General features: G+C 73.8%; 19 protein-coding genes. 8 read left to right on the plus strand and 11 right to left on the minus strand.

The features are described 5' to 3' along the window. The 3 genes from EAO71_RS09205 to EAO71_RS09215 all read left to right on the plus strand — a co-directional run. The coding region (locus EAO71_RS09205) for an alpha/beta fold hydrolase (RefSeq protein WP_147979187.1) at nucleotides 1–1,081 on the plus strand (1,081 nt) is incomplete at its 5' end. Nucleotides 1,082–1,578: 497 nt separating this feature from the next. Continuing rightward, nucleotides 1,579–2,190 (plus strand): hypothetical protein, encoded by a 612-nt coding sequence (locus EAO71_RS09210; RefSeq protein ID WP_147977276.1) that lies wholly within the window; start codon nucleotides 1,579–1,581, stop codon nucleotides 2,188–2,190. Between the two features lie 424 nt (nucleotides 2,191–2,614). After that, complete coding sequence (locus tag EAO71_RS09215; RefSeq protein WP_147977277.1) at nucleotides 2,615–3,685, plus strand: RNA ligase (ATP); 1,071 nt, start codon at nucleotides 2,615–2,617, stop codon at nucleotides 3,683–3,685. Between the two features lie 99 nt (nucleotides 3,686–3,784). Here EAO71_RS09215 and soxR read toward each other — a convergent pair whose 3' ends face one another. Further along, nucleotides 3,785–4,264 (minus strand): redox-sensitive transcriptional activator SoxR, encoded by a 480-nt coding sequence (gene soxR, locus EAO71_RS09220; protein ID WP_147977278.1) that lies wholly within the window; start codon nucleotides 4,262–4,264, stop codon nucleotides 3,785–3,787. Nucleotides 4,265–4,380: 116 nt separating this feature from the next. Between soxR and EAO71_RS09225 the strand changes: the two genes are divergently transcribed. After that, nucleotides 4,381–4,842, plus strand: coding sequence for a MaoC family dehydratase (locus EAO71_RS09225; RefSeq protein ID WP_147977279.1), 462 nt, complete (start codon nucleotides 4,381–4,383; stop codon nucleotides 4,840–4,842). Here the strand turns inward: EAO71_RS09225 and EAO71_RS09230 are convergent. The 3 genes from EAO71_RS09230 to EAO71_RS09240 form a co-directional block, all read right to left on the minus strand. Continuing rightward, nucleotides 4,833–5,459, minus strand: coding sequence for a TetR/AcrR family transcriptional regulator (locus EAO71_RS09230; protein WP_147977280.1), 627 nt, complete (start codon nucleotides 5,457–5,459; stop codon nucleotides 4,833–4,835). The two genes, EAO71_RS09225 and EAO71_RS09230, sit on opposite strands and share 10 nt — an antisense overlap. 99 nt (nucleotides 5,460–5,558) lie before the next feature. Next, on the minus strand, nucleotides 5,559–5,846 hold the full coding sequence (locus EAO71_RS09235) for a YiaA/YiaB family inner membrane protein (RefSeq protein WP_147977281.1): 288 nt from the start codon (nucleotides 5,844–5,846) through the stop codon (nucleotides 5,559–5,561). A gap of 61 nt (nucleotides 5,847–5,907) precedes the next feature. Beyond that, the gene (locus EAO71_RS09240) at nucleotides 5,908–7,059 is read right to left on the minus strand and encodes an acyl-CoA dehydrogenase family protein (RefSeq protein WP_147977282.1); all 1,152 of its coding nucleotides are present in this window, start codon (nucleotides 7,057–7,059) and stop codon (nucleotides 5,908–5,910) included. A 74-nt stretch (nucleotides 7,060–7,133) separates the two neighbouring features. Here EAO71_RS09240 and EAO71_RS09245 point away from each other — a divergent pair, with 74 nt between their 5' ends. The 4 genes from EAO71_RS09245 (at nucleotide 7,134) to EAO71_RS09260 (ending at nucleotide 10,218) form a co-directional block, all read left to right on the plus strand. Then, a complete protein-coding gene (locus EAO71_RS09245; RefSeq protein WP_147977283.1) occupies nucleotides 7,134–7,799 on the plus strand; it encodes a TetR/AcrR family transcriptional regulator in 666 nt (221 codons plus the stop codon). A 121-nt stretch (nucleotides 7,800–7,920) separates the two neighbouring features. Continuing rightward, on the plus strand, nucleotides 7,921–8,616 hold the full coding sequence (locus EAO71_RS09250; protein WP_187282618.1) for an ArsR/SmtB family transcription factor: 696 nt from the start codon (nucleotides 7,921–7,923) through the stop codon (nucleotides 8,614–8,616). Between the two features lie 32 nt (nucleotides 8,617–8,648). Beyond that, nucleotides 8,649–9,662, plus strand: a complete 1,014-nt coding sequence (locus EAO71_RS09255; protein ID WP_147977285.1) for a DMT family transporter — start codon at nucleotides 8,649–8,651, stop codon at nucleotides 9,660–9,662. 40 nt (nucleotides 9,663–9,702) lie between these two features. After that, a complete protein-coding gene (locus tag EAO71_RS09260; protein WP_147977286.1) occupies nucleotides 9,703–10,218 on the plus strand; it encodes a DinB family protein in 516 nt (171 codons plus the stop codon). Between the two features lie 145 nt (nucleotides 10,219–10,363). Here EAO71_RS09260 and EAO71_RS09265 read toward each other — a convergent pair whose 3' ends face one another. The 7 genes from EAO71_RS09265 to EAO71_RS37570 all read right to left on the minus strand — a co-directional run. Continuing rightward, on the minus strand, nucleotides 10,364–11,443 hold the full coding sequence (locus tag EAO71_RS09265; protein ID WP_147977287.1) for a zinc-binding dehydrogenase: 1,080 nt from the start codon (nucleotides 11,441–11,443) through the stop codon (nucleotides 10,364–10,366). Nucleotides 11,444–11,462: 19 nt separating this feature from the next. After that, nucleotides 11,463–12,854, minus strand: a complete 1,392-nt coding sequence (locus EAO71_RS09270; RefSeq protein WP_147977288.1) for an aldehyde dehydrogenase family protein — start codon at nucleotides 12,852–12,854, stop codon at nucleotides 11,463–11,465. Nucleotides 12,855–13,074: 220 nt separating this feature from the next. Next, on the minus strand, nucleotides 13,075–13,827 hold the full coding sequence (locus EAO71_RS09275) for a class F sortase (protein WP_147977289.1): 753 nt from the start codon (nucleotides 13,825–13,827) through the stop codon (nucleotides 13,075–13,077). Continuing rightward, on the minus strand, nucleotides 13,814–14,659 hold the full coding sequence (locus EAO71_RS09280) for a hypothetical protein (RefSeq protein WP_147977290.1): 846 nt from the start codon (nucleotides 14,657–14,659) through the stop codon (nucleotides 13,814–13,816). The genes EAO71_RS09275 and EAO71_RS09280 overlap by 14 nt, the downstream gene beginning before the upstream one ends. Nucleotides 14,660–14,856: 197 nt before the next feature. Further along, the gene (locus EAO71_RS09285) at nucleotides 14,857–16,299 is read right to left on the minus strand and encodes a CitMHS family transporter (protein ID WP_147977291.1); all 1,443 of its coding nucleotides are present in this window, start codon (nucleotides 16,297–16,299) and stop codon (nucleotides 14,857–14,859) included. Nucleotides 16,300–16,523: 224 nt separating this feature from the next. Beyond that, nucleotides 16,524–18,743, minus strand: a complete 2,220-nt coding sequence (locus EAO71_RS09290; protein ID WP_147977292.1) for a molybdopterin oxidoreductase family protein — start codon at nucleotides 18,741–18,743, stop codon at nucleotides 16,524–16,526. Nucleotides 18,744–18,906: 163 nt separating this feature from the next. After that, a partial coding sequence (locus EAO71_RS37570) for a TetR family transcriptional regulator (RefSeq protein WP_187282619.1) occupies nucleotides 18,907–19,409 on the minus strand: 503 nt, incomplete at its 5' end.

A 19,409-nucleotide genomic window follows, 5' to 3' on the forward strand; every position in this document is an offset into this window, starting at 1 on the left:
GTCCGTGGCCACCCGCATGTACGCGGCCTTCTTCGCCTCCTTCCCGGGCGTGGTGCGACCGGGCGCGCGGATGGCGTACGCCGGGCTGGTGTGGCCGTCGACGATGTTCACGGACGAGCCGATCCCCGACTTCGAGTCCGTGGCGGCGGTGCATCCCGGCAAGGAGGCCGTGGTGGAACGGCTCTCCGTGCTGCTGCGCGAACAGCCGGAGGACGAGGCCGCCTTCACCGAGTTCGGCGACCTGCTCAGGGAGCTCACCGACACCGGTTCGGCCTCGCGGTCCCTCGCCGAGGGGCCGCCTCCGCCCGACTTCCTGCTGGGGGATCCGGTGGCGGTCTGCGCGATGTTCGCGGACGCGCTGGACGAGGCGGCCGGGCCCGGGGCGGTACCGACGCCGCGCGAGGCCTTCGGGGGCCGGCTCGGACGGTACTGGAAGGGCGCCCGGGAGGCGCTCCGCCAGGCCACGTACTACACGATGAAGCGCCGGGCCGGCACGGTCGGCGAGCGGGGGCTCGGGCCGCTGCTCGGCCGGCTCGCCCGCTCCGCCCCCGGCCTGCGGATCCACCTCGTCGGCCACAGCATGGGCGCCCGGCTCGTCGCGTACGCGCTGCGCGGCCTGCCCGACGGCGTGCGCACCGTCCGGTCCGTGACCCTGCTTCAGGGGTCCTTCTCGCACTACGCCTTCGCGCCGAGCCTGCCGCACGAGCCCGGCCGGGGCGGGGCCCTGCGGGACATGCAGCGGCAGGTCGACGGTCCGGTGGTGGCCTGCTACTCCCGGCACGACACGGCCCTCGGCGTGATCTACCCGCTGGCCGCGCGGCTGGCCCGGGACGCCGAGTCGATCCTCGGCAGCGACCGCCGCTGGTGGGCGATCGGCCACGACGGCATCCAGGCGGTGCCGGGCACGGTCTCCCTGACCCTGGCCACGGCGCTGCGCGACGGCGTGCCGTCCTCGGGCTGCGTGAGCGTGGACGCGGCGGCGGTGGTGAAGGACGGCGGGCCTCCCGGCGGCGCGCACAGCGACATCATCCACGTGGAGCTGGCACGGGTGATCGCGTCGGCGGGCCGGTTCGGAGGCTGAGCGAACGTCGACCGGGGATCCGGCGGGCAGGCGGCCCCGACGGGCCCGTCGTCGAGGCCGTCGCGGATCGCGGTCCGGTCGGGCGGCGAGTTCTCGCCAGACCTCGGGAGGGGTGACACCGCCGATCACGGCGTCCCGGAGGGCGTCCGGCCCGCCCCCGGGACCTCGGGCCGTGGCGCCTCGCCGGACCGGAGCGGCACGTCGGCGCGCTCCGGGGTGCCCCGCGCCCCAGGGCTCCTGAACTGCGAGGACGCCGGTTCGTCACGGCCGGCGAGCCCGTGCGTGGGCTCCTCGTCGCCGGCCTCGGCGAGCCGGTCGAACGCCCCCTCCGGGAGGGCCGGACCGTCCGCGAGCCCGTGTGTCGCGTCGGGTGCCGAACGTCCCCCGTACGCCGTTCACGGGCCGCTTCGGATTTTCGATGGAACAGGACGGGGCACTCGTTCGTCCATCCCATAACGTCCTTGACGCCGAAGTACCAGCGACGGAGGTGCGGAGCGATGGCCGGTTTCCGGAGTCTTGCGAGACAGGTGCGTGATCCGGGGTGCGACACGGCGCTGCGGCGGTACTCGCTGCGCAAGTGCCTGGAGCGGTTCGCCCCCTACGGGCACCGAGCGACCTGGGCCCACCTGTGCCGGAGGCACGGGTTCGGGCCCGAGGACCGGGAGCTCGATCCGGGGCGGCTGGTGGCCGCACTGGACGAACTGGAGGAGGCGCGGGCCGTGTGGCTCGCCTACGAGGAGGAGTTCGCCGAGCGGCGGCGGCGCGAGAAGCACGACGGGCTGCGCCGGCCGGGCGCGCTCGACGACTGGCACCGGAGGACCTGGGGCGGCAACGGGGTGGCGCGGTGCGACGATCCCGCCGTGCATCCCTCGGAGCCGCTGGCCGAGGTGCTGCGACGACTGATAGCCGCCCTGCGATCGGGCCCGGGCGAGGCCTGCCCGGTGTGCGCGGGGCCCCGGATCGAGTGGCGTCCGGAACTGCGCGAGGAACCGTGGTTCGGCCCGGTGTGCGGGAACTGCGGGGTGGTCGTACCGCAGGCGGTCCTCACGGCGGGGGCGCTGGCGCGGGCGCGGGGCGAGTCCCTGCCGCGGCTGGTGTCCGCGGCCTGACCGGCGGAGCGGTAACGGGTGATCCGGGTCCGACCGGACGGCACGCGCGGCCGGTGGCACCGCGGCCGTGCCGATGTCGCCCGGCGGCCGTGGCCGCCGGGGCGGTGCGGGCGGTCCCGGCCGGGGCGGTGGACGGGCCGGTCCGTCCCAGGACGCCCGTGCGGTGACGACACGCTCTCGCCGCGGGCGCCGGCGGCGGCCGCCGCCTCGCCCTGCACCGCGTCCGAGGCCGTGCGCCCGGTCACCGCGGACGACGGGGAGCGTCCGGTCCGGACGATGCCGCAGGGTCCTCGCCAACTCGTGGTCACGCGGGGGCAGGTGGAAAAAAGTGACGCTACCAGGCGGTAAATCGGTGGCCCAGCGCTATTCGCGTGCCGCAGTGTGTCCGGCGATGACGACACCCTGAATCCACCGGAGAACCGCCATGTCGACGCTGCGCGTCACCGCCGAAGTGCTGACCGTCCACGCCCATCCGAACGCCGACGCGCTCGAGCTGGCCCAGGTGGGCCTCTATCGCGCCGTCGTCGCCAAGGGCGCGTACCGCACGGGCGACATGGCGATCTACATCCCGGAGCAGGCGGTGCTCCCGCTCGCCCTGGTCGACGAGCTCGGACTGACCGGGCGGCTCGCCGGAAAGGCCTCGGACCGCGTCAAGGCGGTGCGCCTGCGGGGCGAGTTGTCGCAGGGGCTCGTGTGCCGGCCGAAGGCGCTCGCGGACGTCGATCTGGCCGAGGCGGTCGCCGCGGAGACCGACTTCGCCGAACTGCTCGGGATCAGCAAGTGGACACCACCGATCCCGCCGACGATGTCCGGGGACGTGGAGGCCGCGCCCGACCTGCTGCCCTGGTGCGACATCGAGAACCTCCAGCGCTATCCGGGGATCTTCGAGCCCGGCGAGCCGGTGGTCCTCACGGAGAAGCTGCACGGATCGGCCTGCCTGCTCACGTACTTCGCGGAGGACGGGCGGGTCCAGGTGTCCTCGAAGGGGTTCGGGGCGAAGGGCCTGGCCCTCCGGGAGGACCCGCGCAACCTGTACTGGCGGGCGGTCCTGGGGCACGACGCACCGGCGGTCGCGGCACGGCTCGCCGAGCGGCTGGGCGCGCGCCGGATCGGCCTGTTCGGCGAGGTGTACGGCGCCGGGGTGCAGGACCTCGCCTATGGTGCCGACGCCCGTCGCGAGAAGCTCGGTTACGCGGTCTTCGACGTGTCGGCCGAGATCGACGGCGAGGTGCGCCGGCTGGACCCGGCCGAGGTCCTGGAGCCGGGTGAACTGCCGCTCGTGCCGCGGCTGTACACGGGTCCGTACGACCTCGGCACCGTGCTGGAGCTGGCGACCGGCCGCGAGACCGTGTCCGGGCGCGAGCTGCACCTGCGGGAGGGCGTCGTGATCCGTCCGGTGACGGAGCGGTACAGCCCGGTGGTCGGCGGGCGGGCCATCGCCAAGGCCGTCAGCCCCGCGTACCTGACGCGCAAGGGCGGCACCGAGTACGAGTAGGGCGGGGTGCCGCCCTCCGAGAACAGCAGGGGTCCGACCACGGGGGTGTCGGGCCCCTGCGCCGTGTCCGGCGCGGGGGCGTCGCGGCCCGGACGGGACTCAGGTCCTGTCCGGCGCCGCGCGCCGCCGTTCCGGCAGCAGGCGCGAGCCGGTCATGCGCTCACCGACGACGTCGTCCGGGTTGGACAGCACGCAGTTCTCCAGCGAGAGGCAGCCGCAGCCGATGCAGTCCGTGAGGTGGTCGCGCAGCCGTCCGAGCTGGTTGATCCGCTCGTCCAGCTCGGCGCGCCAGGCCTCCGAGAGCCGCGCCCAGTCCTCGTTGGTGGGGGTGCGCTCCTCGGGGAGTTCGGCGAGCGCCTCGCGGATGGTGGCCAGCGGGATGCCGACGCGCTGGGCGGCGCGGATGAAGGCGACGCGACGCAGGGTGTCCCGGACGTAGCGGCGCTGGTTGCCGCTCGTACGGCGGCTGCTGATCAGGCCCTTGGTCTCGTAGAAGTGCAGGGCGGACACGGCGGCGCCGCTGCGCGCGGACAGCTGGCCGACGGTGAGCTCGTGGACCTTCTCCGGAATCTGGGGCACTCCTCGAACCCTACTGGTTCGGTCCGGGCGACCCGTTGACAGCGCACCCCGATGACGCCAGACTAAGCAGTCGCTTAGATGTGGGACCGACCGCGTGAGAGGCAGGGAACAGGGACATGGCTGAGCCGAGGATCTTCACGTCCGCCGAGGAGCTGCGCGCCGGAGTGGGCGAGCAGCTGGGGCAGAGCGACTGGCTGGAGATCGACCAGAAGCGGATCGACCTGTTCGCCGACGCGACCGGCGACCACCAGTGGATCCACGTGGACCCGGAGCGGGCCGCCGCCGGGCCCTTCGGCCGGACCATCGCGCACGGCTATCTGACGCTGTCGCTGCTGCCGGCGCTCGTACCGCAGATCATGCGCGTCGAGGGCATGAAGATGGGCATCAACTACGGCACCGACAAGGTCCGCTTCCCCTCCCCCGTGCCCGTGGGTTCGCGGCTGCGCGCGAGCGCCGTCCTGACCGAGGTGACGGACGCCGGCGGCGGCGTGCAGGTGACCGCCACCGTCACCGTCGAGCGCGAGGGCGGCGACAAGCCGGTGTGCGTCGCCCAGTCGGTCTCCCGCTACTACTTCTGAGCGCCGACCATCCGCAGCACGAGGTCGGCGTAGAGCGCGCCGACCTCGTCGGCCGTCCGGCGGCCCTCCGTGTTGAACCAGCGGGACACGTCGATGCACAGCGAGAGCACCGCGACCGTCGTGCCGGCCACGTCCGGCACGTCGAACTCCCCGGCCGCCACACCCTCGTTGACGATCCGGCGCACGACGGCGTCGGACTCGCGGCGCAGCGCCACGATCTCGGTGCGGTGCTCGGGTCCGAGCGCGTCGAGCTCGTACTGGACGACCCGCGCGGTGGTGTGCCGCTCGGCGTGCCAGCGGACGAAGGACCGTACGGCGTCGGCGAGCCGCTCCCCGGCCGTGCCCTCGCCGTCGGCCGCGACCCGGAGGATCTCCAGCGCCTTGTCGTGACCGATGCGGCTGATCCGGTGGAGCAGCTCCTCTTTCGTCTTGTAGTGGATGTAGAGGGCGGCCGGACTCATGCCCGCGCGGCCCGCGATGTCGCGGGTCGTGGTGGCGTGGTAGCCGCGCTCGGCGAACGCCTCGACGGCCGCGACCAGCAGACGCCGGGCGGCCTCGGGCGTGACCTCGCCCCACGGCACGTCCTCGCCGCCGGGCGTCTCCTCCGCCACGCTCATCGTTCGCCCCTTCTTCATTCGTCAAGGAACGAACACCATACAACGAAGCTGAGCAAGCGCTTAGAGCCGCGGTCGCCGAACCGTCAGAGCTTCTGGCCGTCAGAGCTTCTGGAAGGGGTCGTGCTCGGCGAGGAGCTTCTCCAGGCGGGCCTGGTCGACCCGGCTGACGATCTGGCCGACCTCCTGGCGGTCGCGGACGACCTTGGCGAGCGTGAAGGCCGAGGTCGTCAGGTAGAGGACCGCGATGGCGAGGAAGGACCTCACCCAGGCGTCCGCCTCGAGCTTGTAGATCCCGACGGCCACCGCCGTGAGGGCGAGTCCGAAGGAGATGACGGCCTGCATGTGGTAGGCGGCCGTGTTCTGCTGCTTGACCGGTGTCTCACTCATGTCCGACAGCATCCGGCGGATGTGCCGGGGGCCACATCCGCTCGGCTACTCATCCCGGTACTCAGAAGGCGGAGACCCCCGTCAGCGCCCGCCCGATGATCAGCTTCTGGATCTGGCTGGTGCCCTCGTAGAGCGTCATCACCCGGGCGTCCCGCAGGAGCTTCCCGACCGGGTACTCGTCGATGTAGCCGTAGCCGCCGAAGACCTGGAGAGCGTTGTTGGCGCAGCGCACGGCGGCCTCCGAGGCGTACAGCTTCGCCTTCGACGCGGCCGTGGCGAACTCCTCGCCCCGGTCGACCAGGTCGGCGACCCGCCAGGTCAGCAGCCGGGCCGCGTCGACGTCCACGGCGATGTCGCTGATCAGCTCCTGCACCAGCTGGTAGGAGGCGATGGGCTTGCCGAACTGCTCGCGCTCCCCCGCGTAGCGGACGGCGGCGTCGAGCGCCGCCTGCGCGATGCCGACACAGCCCGCCGCGACCGACATCCGGCCCTTGGCGAGGGCGGACATGGCGAGGGAGAAGCCCTTGCCCTCGGGTCCCAGCATGGCCGCGGCCGGGACGCGGACGTCCTCCAGGACCAGTTCGGCGGTGGCCTGGCCGCGCAGACCGAGCTTGCCGTGGATGGTGCGCCGGGTGAGGCCGGGGGTGTCCGTGGGGACGAGGAAGGCGGAGACGCCCTTGTGACCGGGGGTGTCGTCGGTCCGGGCGAATAGCAGTACGACGTCGGCCCAGGTGCCGTTGGTGATGAACATCTTCGTGCCGTTGACGACGTAGCCGTCCCCGTCGCGGACCGCCCTGGTCGCCAGGTTGCCGGCGTCGGACCCCGTGCCGGGCTCGGTGAGGCCGAAGCAGCCGATGGCGTCGCCCGAGGCGAGCGGGGGCAGCCAGCGGCGCTTCTGCTCCTCGTCGCCCCAGGCGGCGATCGTCTTGGCGACCAGGCCGAGGGAGACCGAGACGATGCCGCGCACGGAGGAGTCGCCCCGCCCGAGCTCCTCGGTGACCAGGCAGTACGAGAAGTGGTCGCCGCCGGAGCCGCCGTACTCCTCCGGGATCGTGAGCCCGAGGAAGCCGACGGCGCCCAGCTTCTTCACGATCGAGCGGTCGACGCTCTCGGCGCGGTCCCAGGCGACGACGTGCGGGGCGACCTCGCGTGCGACGAAGTCCTCGGCGAGCCGCCGGACGGCTTCCTGCTCCTCGCTGAGCTCCAGGTTCACTGCGGCACCGACCTTCGATCGCGGGCTTTAATTAGCACTGCTAGTTTCTGGTGTACGGGCCTACTATGTGGGCCATGGCCCGACCGCGCAAGCCCCTCCTCAGCAGAGACCGGATCGTCGAGACGGCGGGCGCCCTCGTGGACGCGGAGGGTCTCGCCGCCGTCTCCACCCGGCGGCTCGCGGCCGAACTGGGCGTGAGCGGCCCCTCGCTCTACAACCACTTCCGCACGAAGGACGAGATCCTCGACGCCGTCGCCGACGCGGTCAGCGCGAAGATCGACCTGTCGATGTTCGACGAGGACGACGGCCGCGACTGGCGGACCGCGCTCTACGACTGGGCCGGCTCCTACCGGGCCGCCCTGGCCGACCACCCGCACATCGTCCCCGTGCTCGCGCAGGGCCCGGGCCGCCGCCCGGCGGGCCTGCGGGTGGCCGACGCGGTCTTCGGCGCCATGGTCCGGGCCGGCTGGCCGCCGGCCCAGGCGACCTCCATCGGCGCGCTGATGCGGTACTTCGTCACCGGCTCGGCGCTCGGCTCCTTCGCCCGTGGCTTCGTCGACGACGAGACGGCGTACGACCCGGCCGACTATCCGCACCTCGGCCAGGCCCACCTGCTGGCCGAGCACCGCCAGAAGGTCGACGAGGGGGCGTTCGAGACCGGGCTGCGCGCGCTGCTCGACGGGCTGGCGATCCAGTACGAGGCAGGGATCCGCGGCGCCTGGGCGGCCCGCGGGGGCTGAGGCCGGGCCCGCCCGCGCGGCGCGGGAGAGTGGGACGGGCGCCCGCGCGACGCGGGACGGGGTGCCCGGGCGGCCCGACCGTTCGGCCGGGGCCGAAGCGTCCGTGCGGGACCCTGACTCCATGGCTCCCAGAGACCTCGCCGCCCTCGCGGCCCTGATCGCCGACGAGACCCGCGCCGCCTTCCTGCTCGCCCTGCTCGACGGACGGGCCCGGACGGCGGGCGAGCTCGCCCGCCACGCGGGCGTGGCCGCCTCCACCACCAGCGAACACCTGGGCAGGCTCGTCGCGGGCGGGGTCCTCGCGGAGGAGAGGCAGGGCCGACACCGGTACGTACGCCTCGCCGATCCGGGCATCGCCCACCTCGTGGAGGACCTCGCGGCCCGCGCGGAACCCGCCGCCCCTGATCCGCCGCGGACGCTGCGGGCCGCGAGCGCGGGGCGGGCCATGGCCCGGGGCCGTACCTGCTACGACCATCTCGCGGGGCGGCTCGGGATCGTCGTCACCGAGGCGATGACCGCGCGCGGGCTGCTCCGGCAGGACACCGGATTCGCGCTCACCGACCGCGGCTTGACGTGGTTCGCGGATCTGGGGATCCCGCTCGCCACCACGGGACGCCGGCCCGTCGCACGCGGCTGCCTCGACCTGACCGAGCGGCGACCGCATCTGGCGGGGCTCGCGGGCGCGGCGCTCTGCCGGCACGCGCTGGACCGCGGCTGGTGCGTGCGGATCGGGTCCGAACGGGCCGTGAAGGTGACGCCCGAGGGCGAGGATGCGCTCCAACAGGCCCTGGGAGTAAGCCCCTTGGAAATTAGGTGAAGACCGAACCGTTCACGGCCTACGGTCACCCCATGACGAACTCCCGCACCACCTCCCGGTCGGCCCTCGCCGCCGCCGGCGTCTCCGTCGCCCTGTGGGCCTCCGCCTTCGTCTCCATCCGCAGCGCCGGAGCCGCGTACTCCCCCGGCGCCCTCGCGCTCGGCCGGCTCGTCGCCGGTTCGCTCGTCCTCGTTCTCGTCCTGCTGGTCCGGCGGGAGGGACTGCCGTCCCGAGGGGCCTGGCCGGGAATCCTCGTCTCGGGACTGCTCTGGTTCGGCGGCTACATGGTGGCGCTCAACTGGGGCGAGCAGGAGGTGGACGCGGGCACGGCCGCGATGGTCGTCAACATCGGCCCCCTGCTGATCGCCCTGCTCGGCGCCCGTTTCCTCGGCGAGAAGCTGCCGCCCCGGCTGATCGCGGGCATGGGCGTGTCCTTCGCGGGCGCGGTGGCCGTGGGTCTGTCGATGTCGGGCAAGGGGCACGCCTCGGTGCTCGGCGTCGTGCTCTGCCTGATCGCAGCCGTCGCGTACGCCTCCGGCGTCGTCGCCCAGAAGCCGGCGCTGGCGCACGCCACCGCCCTGCAGGTCACGACGTTCGGCTGCCTCATCGGCACGGTGGTGTGCCTGCCCTTCTCCTGGCAGCTGATCGGCGAGCTGGGCGAGGCCCCGGTGTCGGCCACCCTGAACATGGTCTATCTCGGCGTCTTCCCGACCGCACTGGCCTTCACGACCTGGGCGTACGCCCTGGCCCGCACCACGGCGGGGCGGATGGGCGCGACGACGTACGCGGTGCCGGCGCTGGTGGTCGTCATGGCGTGGGCGCTCCTGGGCGAGCTGCCGGGACTCCTGACCCTCGCGGGCGGCGTGCTGTGCCTGGCGGGTGTGGCCGTCTCGCGCTCCCGCCCGAAGACGGCGGACGCCGCGCCCGCGGTGGAGGTCACGGGCACGGTGGACGCACCGGGCGCGGTGGACACCGTGGAGCCCGCCTCGTCCGCCACCCCCGTGGGCGACGAGTCCGGCAAGGGCGCGGCGGGGTCGGCTCGTTAATCGCTCGACGCCCCCGGCGAGCCGCGGGACACTCCCCTCGATGACTCAACGAACCGATACGCCGCCCAGCTGGGACGAGCGCACGCAGCTGTCCACCTTCCTCGACTACGCCCGTGACACCGCACGAGCCAAATGCGAGGGGGTGTCCGCGGAGGACGCCCGCAAGGCCCCGCTCCCGGGCTCACCGCTGATGACGCTCAGCGGGTTGATCAGCCATCTGCGGTGGGTCGAGCACCACTGGATCCAGGTGGTGTTCCTCGGGGAGGAGCCCGCGGGACCGCTCACGGAGGCGACCGACGACGACCCCGACCCCGAGATGCGGACCGCGGTCGACATCCCGTTGCCCCGGCTCCTCGCCGAGTACGAGGAGCAGAGCGCCCGTTACCGTCGCCTGCTGGCCGACCACGACCTGGACGCGAAGGCCCAGCGCCCCCTCCGGGACGGCCGCCACGTGGACCTCCGCTGGGTGATCCTCCACCTCGTCGAGGAGACCTCCCGTCACAACGGCCACCTCGACATCGTGCGCGAGCTCGTCGACGGCCGGACGGGCGTCTGAGGTCCGTCCGGTCGCAGGCCCGTGGACCGCGCCGTCTTCCCGGCGCGCTCCACGGGACCCGGGCGGGGCCCGGACAGGACCTGGTGCGGGTGGCGAGAGTCCCGCCTGCCCCCCTGGGCGGACGGCGCTCCTTTCGCCGCACGCCCTAGAAGACGACCAGCGCCCGGCCGCCCTTGCCCGCCACCATGTTCGCGAAGGCGCCCGGGATGCCGTCCAGCGTGATCCGCTCGGTGACGAGCGCGGACAGGTCGAACCGGCCGGCCCGGATGTGCTCGGCGAGGACCGGCAGGTCCTCGGCCGGGTTGGAGTTGCCGTAGACGCAGCCGGACAGCGTTCGGCCCCAGTGGAAGATCTCCAGGGCGTGGAACGTCACCTGCTGGTCCTTGCCGCCGATGCCGACGACGGTGGTGCGCCCGCCCCGCCGCGTGGAGTCCCAGGCGGTACGGATGGTGACGGCACGGCCCACGCACTCGACGGCCACGTCCGCCCCCTGGCCCCCCGTCAGCTTGCGGACCTCCCGGGCCGTCGTGTCCGAGGCGACCAGGTAGTCGGTGGCCCCGGCGGCCCGGGCGAGGTCCTCCTTCTCGGGCGACACGTCGACCGCGATGATCGGCCCGGCACCGGCGATCCGGGCGGCCTGCAGCGTGGCCAGGCCCACGCCGCCGACGCCGAAGACGACGACGGACTCCCCCTGCCGGACCCGCGCCGAGTGGTGGATCGCGCCCCAGCCGGTGAGGACGGCGCAGCCGAGGAGGGCCGCCTCCGTGAGGGGGACGCCGTCGGGCGCCGGCAGCACGCAGTTGGCGGGCACCACGGTCTCCTCCGCGAAGGCCGCGACGTTGAGCCCGGGATGCAGGGTGGTGCCGTCCTCGGCGACCGCGTGCACCGCGCCCGAGCCCTTGAGGGCGTCGGCGCAGAGCCAGACCTCGCCGATCGAGCAGTGGTGGCAGGCCCCGCAGGACGGGGCCCAGTTGAGGACCACGTGGTCGCCGACGGCGACATGGGCGACACCCTCGCCGACGGCGACGACGGTGCCGGCGCCCTCGTGGCCGAGTACCGCCGGGACGGGCACCTTCATGGTGCCGTTCGACAGGGACAGGTCGGAGTGGCACACCCCGGCCGCGGCCAGGCGCACCTTCACCCGGCCGGGGCCGGGTTCGGGGAGTTCGATGCCGGTGATCTCCAGGGGAGAGCCGACGGCGGTCAGGACGGCGGCGCGGATCACGCTCTTGGCTCCTCGGGGTTCAGAACTGGAGGGACTTGGTCTGGAGGTACTCGGCGAGGCCGTGCGCACCCAGCTCGCGCCCGACGCCCGACTGCTTGTAACCGCCGAAGGGGGCCAGCGGGTTGAAGCGTCCGCCGTTGATGTCGACCTGGCCGGTGTCCATGCGCCGCGCGAAGGCCACGGCGGCCTCCTGGTCGCCCCAGACGGCGCCCGCGAGGCCGTAGACGGTGCCGTTGGCGATGGCGAGGGCCTCCTCCTCGTCCTCGTAGCGCAGGATCGAGACGACGGGGCCGAAGATCTCCTCCTGGGCGATGGTCATCTGCGGCGTGACGTCGGCGAACACGGTCGGGGAGACGTAGTAGCCGGTCTCCTTCGGGGCCTCGGGGCCGCCGGCGACGATCCTGGCCCCTTCGGCCACGCCCTTCTCGATGTAGCCCCGGACGCGCTGCTGCTGCTTGGCGTTGACGAGGGGGCCGACGCGCTCGCCCGGCAGGTACTTGGCGACGGCCTCGGCGGCGAGCGCCACGGCCTCGTCGTACCGGTCGGTGTGCACCAGCATGCGGGTCCAGGCGCTGCAGGTCTGGCCGGAGTTGGACATGACGTTGGCGATGCCGACGGCGACGGCCTTGCCCAGGTCGGCGGAGGGCAGGATGACGTTGGCGGACTTGCCGCCGAGCTCCAGGGCGACCCGCTTGACGGCCCCTCCCGCGGTGGCGCCGATCTGCCGGCCGACGGCGGTGGAGCCGGTGAACGAGACCAGGTCCACGTCGGGGTGTTCGGCGAGTGCCTGTCCCGCGACCGGGCCGAGGCCCGTGACCAGGTTGAAGACTCCGGCCGGCAGCCCCGCCTCGTGGACGGCCTCGGCGAAGAGCTGGGCGGTCAGCGGGGTGTCCTCGGCGGGCTTGAGCACGACGGTGCAGCCGGCGGCGAGGGCGGGCGCGACCTTGGCGACGATCTGGTGGAGCGGGTAGTTCCACGGGGTGATCGCGCCGACCACGCCGACGGGCTCGGCGTAGACCGTGGAGTTGCCGACCTTCTCCTCGAAGGGGTGGGTGGCGGCGAGTTCGGCGAACGAGCCGGCGACGGCGATCGGCAGCCCGGTGTGGACGGCGGCCGCGAGCTGGGGCGGGGCGCCGAGCTCGGCGGTGACCGTGGCGGCGATCTCCTCCGCGCGGGCCGCGAGTGCGTCGCGCAGGGCCGCGATGCCGGCCGCGCGCTCGGCGGGCGCGGTGGCGGCCCAGCCGGGGAAGGCGGCGCGGGCGGCCCGTACGGCGGTGTCCACGTCCTCGGCGGTCCCGGCCGGGACGTGCCCGATGACCTGCTCGTCCGCCGGGTTGATCACCGGGATGGTGTCGGAGGAGGCGGCTGCGCGCCATGCTCCGCCGATGTACATCGCGTCGTGGGCCTTCATCGAGTGTCTCCTTGGGGCCGGCCGGTTGGTCATCCGGACCCAAACTAGCGCTGTTAGTTTTCTGGCGCCAGGGTCGACCGTGCCCGCTGTCACGCATCCCACACCGGCCGCCTCCGGGTACGGCGGGCCCGGCGGGCTCGCGCCGCGTGGGCGCGGGCCCGCCGGGCGGGGACGGCCCGCCGGGTGGTCCGGAGGAACTCCGTCGCGGTGCCGCCTCCGGTCAGATCCGGCGGGCGACGTCGGTGAGGTGGGCGAAGACGACGATGTTCGCCTCGTACCCGGTCTTGGGCGAGAACGCTCCCCCGCAGGTGAGCAGCCGGAGTTCCGGGCGGCCCGTGGAGCCGTACACCTCCGTGTCGGGGAACGCGGCCTTGCTGTAGGTGCGGACCTTGTCGACCGTGAAGACGGCGACACGGCCGTCCGCCCGGGCGACCCGGACGGTGTGGCCGGCGGTCAGCGAGTCGAGGTTGAGGAAGATGGCGGGCCCCGTCAGGGTGTCGCGGTGCCCGACGAAGATGGCCGTGCCGCGCTCCCCCGGCGTGGCACCGCGGGCGTACCAGCCGACGACGCGCGGGTTGTCGACCGGCGGGGACCCGAGCCTTCCCGACCGGTCCACGCCGATGCCGCGCACCGGCGCCTCGATCGTGATCGCCGGAATGGCCAGACGGGTCGCGCGCGAAGCGGGCAGCGGCGCGGGGGACGGCCGGGCCGGGCGCGGTGGGCGCGCCGGCGGCTTCGGTGCCGGCTCCGGCCGGACGGCGGGTCCGGCCGGCGGGCCGGGGCGGGCCGCCGGCGCGTCGCCCGCGCGCTGTCCGTCCACGGCAGGGGCGGCGCTCGCCGACGGGTCGGGCGGTTCCCCGCCCTGCGCCCACCAGACCCCGCCGACGGCCAGGGACAGGGCCCCCACGACGGTCCGCAGGAGCCGGAGGAGGCGCCGTCGCCTGCGCGCGGAGCGGGATCTACGCGGTGCCATCGGTGCGGCGCCGCGACCGGCGGACGAGGATCAGCACGGCCGTACCCGCGAGCCCGGCGGCGAGGGCCGACCCGGCGCCGAACGCGGAGCCGTCGTCCGCGGCGACCTCGGCACTGCCACCGCCGCCGGCGCCGACCGGACCGTTGGGCGGGCGGGCGTCGCCGCGGTCGGCACGCGGGGCCGCGCCGACCGCCTCGTCGGCTCCGCCCTCCCGGGCGCCGTCACCTCCTCCGGCACCCGCGTCCGCTTCCGCACCCCTCTCACCGCCGTCTCCGGCGCCGTCCGGCTCGGCGCCTCTCTCGCCACCACCGTCACTGCCGCCACCACCGTCACTGCCGTCACCAGTCCAGGCATTGCCGTTCGCGCCCGGTGCGCCGGCGGCTTCGCCGCCTCCGGCGTCGGCGGGCCGAGGGTCGGCCAGGTATCCCGCGCAGTCGACCCGGAAGGCCTTCTCCCTGCCGGTCTCGACGGCGCCGTCGAAGGTCCAGGTGAGCTGGTACCGGCCCTCGGGCAGGGCCAGGTCGGCGGTGTGTCCCATGCCGCCGCGGAGCGTGATGCGCCCGCCGGAGGTCGCCGCGCCGACCCGGGGCTGGGGTGCGATCTCCCAGTCGATCTCGCGGAGCGTCTCGAAGTCGAAGGCGGAGAGGTGGAACTGGCAGACCCGGGTGTGGTCGGCGCGGCTGTCGGGGTCCGTGCCCGCGCGTTGGATCTTGAGGTCACCGCGGTCCCCGACGACGGCGTCGGCGGTGGGAGCGCCGGTCCACAGCACGCCGCCGGCGGCGAGGGCGGCGAGGGCGGTGGACAGCAGCGGACGGACGGTCAGGACGGTCATGAAGGGGCTCCTCCGGTCGCGACGATGCCAGACAATTCAACAGATAATCTGACTATCTGTGGCAACGGGGAGACGGAGGGTGGCGGCAGCGCCGCATCACCCCCCGATCTTCACCCCATCGGTCCTGGGACCGCCCGGCCGCCGCGGCGCCGCGGGGCCCGCCCTCCGGGCGGACGGCGCTCCTTTCGCAACCCGCCCTAGACGATCCCGAAGAGGAGCGCCGCGGCCAGCACGACGAGGGAGGTGAGGGCGGCCCACTTGACCGTGAAGCGGGTGTGGTCGCCGAACTCGACCTTCGCCATGCCGACCAGGACGTACACCGCCGGAACGAGCGGGCTCGACATGTGCAGGGCCTGGCCGACGAGCGAGGCGCGGGCGATCTCCAGCGGGGAGACCCCGTGCGCGGCGCCCGCCTCGGCCAGCACCGGCAGGACGCCGAAGTAGAAGCCGTCGTTCGACATGAAGTAGGTGAGCGGAAGGCTGAGGACGCCCGTGACCAGGGCCATGTGCGGCCCCATCCCCTCCGGGATGGCCCCGACGAGCCAGTCGGCCATGTGCCCGACCATGCCGGTGCCGGTGAGGACACCGGTGAACACGGCGGCGGCGAAGACCATGCCGGCGACGTTGAGGACGTTGTCGGCGTGCGCGGCGAGCCGGGCCTTCTGGGCCGCGGGCCGCGGATAGTTGACCGAGAGCGCCAGGGCGGCGCCGAGCAGGAACAGGACCGGGATCGGCAGCAGTTCGAGGATCATCGCGGTGAGCAGGCCGACGGTGAGCGCGGCGTTGAACCAGTACAGCCGAGGGCGCAGGGTCGGCCGGTTCGGGTCCAGGCCGCGGAAGGCCTCCTCGTCGTCCGCGGCCGCGTCGGAGCCGCCGGTCAGGGGATCGGYACCGGCACCCGTTCCCGCACCCGCACCCTCACCACCGACGGACTTCGAGGTACCGGCGCCCTCCGCGGTGCCGCCGCCGCCCGCCGCGACGAGCTCGGTCTCGGACTCGGGGGCGAGAGCCTCGTCCAGCGTGAGGTAGCCGATCCGGCTGCGCTCGCGGCGGCCGAGGACGTACGCCAGCACCAGGACGAAGAGCAGGCCGGCGCCGAGCGCCGGGATCATCGGGACGAAGATGTCGGCGGCGTCGAGCTTCAGGGCTGTGGCGGCGCGGGCGGTGGGGCCGCCCCAGGGGAGCGTGTTCATGACGCCGTTGGCCGTCGCCGCGACGCCGGTCATGACGACCATGCTCATGCCGAGCCGCTTGTAGAGCGGGTACATCGCCGAGACGGTGATCATGAAGGTCGTGGAGCCGTCGCCGTCGAGCGAGACGATCGCGGCCAGCACCGCCGTACCGACGACGACGCGCACCGGGTCGGCCTTGCAGAAGCGCAGGATGCCCCGGACGATCGGGTCGAAGAGCCCGACGTCGATCATCACGCCGAAGTAGACGATGGCGAACATCAGCATCGCGGCCGTCGGCGCGAGTTTGCCGACGCCGTCGATGACGTAGTCGCCGAGCTGGGCCCCCTGCCCGACGAGGACGCAGAAGAGCGCCGGTATCAGGACGAGCGCCGCGATCGGCGACATCTTCTTCATCATGATCAGGACCAGGAAGGTCGCGATCATGGCGAAGCCGAGGATGGTCAGCATCGAGGGCACCTCACGTTCACCGTTGAACTCGCACCGGGGAGGGTCCGCCGGAGCGGCGGTCGCGATGACGTTAGGTGCCCTCTTCAGCGGCCGACAAGGTCTTGACGCGTGAGCAATACGAGCAAAAGAACCAGGTCGGAGCGGGGGTCCGGCAGAGGCGGCAGGGCCGCCGGGGCCGAGCGCGGCCCCGGCGGGGCCGGGAGGTCACGGCAGGGGCCGGGAGGTCACGGCAGGGGCGCCACGTCCACGGGGAAGCCGTTGAGCACGGCGGTGCCCGAGAGCGGGTCCAGCCGGGAGCCGTCGAGCAGTTGGTTCACGTTCACGCCGGGGCGACCGGCCGCGACCGTGAGCCGGGTGCCCGGGCGGTCGTGTCCCCAGCCGTGCGGCAGGCTCACCACCCCGTGCCGCACCGCGTCCGTGACCTCCACCTCGACGTCCAGCGCGCCTCCCGCGGAGGAGATCCGGGCGGGCTTGCCGTCCGCGAGGCCCAGACGGTCGGCATCGGCCGGGTGGACCTGGAGGGTGCACCGGTTCGAGCCGCCGTTGAGGGACGGGACGTTGTGCAGCCAGCTGTTGTTGGACCGCAGGTGACGGCGGCCCACCAGGACGAGCGCGTCCCGGCCGGCGTCCAGGGCGGCCCGCAGCCGGGGCAGGTCGGCGGCGATCGGCGCGGGCAGCAGCTCGATCCGCCCGCTGCGGGTCTTGAGGACCTGCGGGACCCGCGGCTCCAGCGGGCCGAGGTCGACGCCGTGCGGCGCCGCACGGAGATCGTCGAGGCCGAGGTCGTACGGGCCGAGGCGGAGCATCAGGTCGAGGCGGCGCTCGGGGCCGCTGCCGCCCGACAGCAGCCGCGCCTGCTCGGCGGGATCGGCCCCGTACAGCGGGGAGTGCTGCTGGGTGACGGCCTTGGCGAGCGCGGTGTCGACGGCGAGGTCGTCGACGGCCGACGGCGGGGCGCCGTGCATGCCGGAGACGGCGAGGATGAGGCGGGCGTGGATCTCGCACTCATCCATGCGGCCCTCGTCCAGCGGGACGGCGGCAGGCGTGAAGCGGGCCTGGTTGCGGACGGCCAACCCGTTGAAGGCGAAGTCGAAGTGGGCGCTCTGCGACGGCGGCGGCGGGGGCAGCACCACGTCGGCGTGCCGCGTGGTCTCGTTGAGGTACGGGTCGACGGCGACCATGAAGTCGAGGGAGTCCAGGGCCCCGTCGAGGCGCCGCCCGTCGGGCGCGGACAGCACCGGGTTGGCGGCGACCGTGATCACGGCACGGATGCGGCCCTCGCCCGGGGTCTCGATCTCCTCGGCGAGCGCGGCCGTGGGGAGTTCGCCCTTCGCCTCGGGGTGTCCGGAGACCCGGCTGCTCCAGCGGCCGAGGGCGAAACCCCGGCCGGGGCCGGCGGGGCGGGGCGCGGGCGCGGTCGCGGAGAGCGGGAAGAGGGCGCCGCCGGCGCGGTCGAGGTTGCCGGTGAGGACGTTGAGTACGTCGACGAGCCAGTTGGCGAGGGTGCCGTACTCCACGGTGGAGCTGCCCATCCGTCCGTAGACGGCGGCCGAGGGGGCGGCGGCGAGTTCACGGGCGACCTCGCGGATCGTGGCGGGATCGAGGTCGCAGGCGTCGGCGACGGCCTCGGGGGTGAACTCCCGTACCGCCGCGCGCACCTCGTCCACACCCTCGACGTGGGCGGCGAGGGTGCCGAGGTCGGTGAGGTCCTCCTCGAACAGGGTGTGGGCGAGCGCGGCGAGGAAGAGCGCGTCGGCCCCGGGCCGGATCGCGACGTGCCGGTCGGCGAGCGCGGCGGTTCGGGTACGGCGCGGGTCGACCACGGTGAGGGTGCCCCCGCGCCTGCGCAGCGCCTTGAGCCGGCCGGGGAAGTCGGGGGCGGTGCACAGGCTGCCGTTGGAGTCGAGCGGGTTGGCGCCCAGCATGAGCAGGTGCGCGGTCCGGTCCAGGTCGGGCACGGGGATGGCGAAGGGGTCGCCGAAGAGCAGCCCGCTGGAGACGTGCTTGGGCATCTGGTCGAGCGTGGAGGCCGTGAAGAGGTTGCGGGTGCGCAGGGCGCCGATCAGCAGGGGCGGGTAGAGCGCGCCGGCCATGGTGTGCACGTTCGGGTTGCCCAGAACGATGCCCACGGAGTCCGGTCCGTACTCCTCGACGAGGGGGCGGACGCGTGCGGCGATGAGGTCGAAGGCCTCGGTCCAGGTGGCCTCCCGCAGGACGCCGTCGATGCGGACGAGCGGGGCCCTGAGCCGGTCCGGGTCCGCGTCGACCTCGCCGAAGGAAGCGCCCTTGGGGCAGATGAAGCCCTGGCTGAACACGTCGTCGCGGTCGCCTCGGGCGCCGGTGACCCGGGTGCCGGACAGGGTGAGGGTCAGCCCGCAGGTGGCTTCGCACAGCGGACAGATGCGCAGGGCGGTGGATGTGGCGTCGGACCTGGCGTCGGGCATGACGGTCTCCCCTGGGGCGGGCGGCGACGGGCTGCGCCGAGCATACCGACCGGTAGGGATGAGGGGGAGGGTCTGGCGACGGACAGCGGACATCGGCCCGGCCGGAGGTCTCGGGGGGCACATCGCCGATCGGGCCGGATCGGCAGGAGCCCGGCCGGATACCTCAGGACAGGGCGGGCGCCAGGTAGGCGTGGAGGAGGGCGCGGGTCTCGGCGATGAGCGCGGGATCGCCGGACGGGTCGGTGCGGAAGGCGAGTTGGAGCAGCGCGTCGGTGGCCTCGACGCCGACGAGGATCTTGCGGCGCAGGACCTCGTCGTCGGCGCGGCCGAGCGGGGCGGCCAGCAGTTCGCAGAGCCGGCCGGCGACCAGGTGGTTCGGGTCGTCGTCGCCGGCCTCGCCCGGTGCCGGAACCCCGAAGTCGACCAGGGCGAAGCCGGGCACGGTCCGCTTCATGGCGATGTACTCGTCGAGCACGGTGTCGATGGCCCGGCGGGCGTCGATCGTGGGGAGCGCGGCGAACCGGGCGGTGATCCGCTCGGCGTAGCGGTCGAGGTTGCGGTGGGCGAGGGCGGCGGCCAGGGCGCGCTTGTTGCCGAAGAAGCGGTAGACGGAGCCGATGGGGACGCCCGCCCGGACGGCGACGGCCCGGGTGCTGAGCTGTTCGT

It is taken from the genome of Streptomyces sp. MS191, assembly GCF_008042125.1.
In the GTDB taxonomy this organism is placed as follows: Bacteria; Actinomycetota; Actinomycetes; order Streptomycetales; family Streptomycetaceae; genus Streptomyces.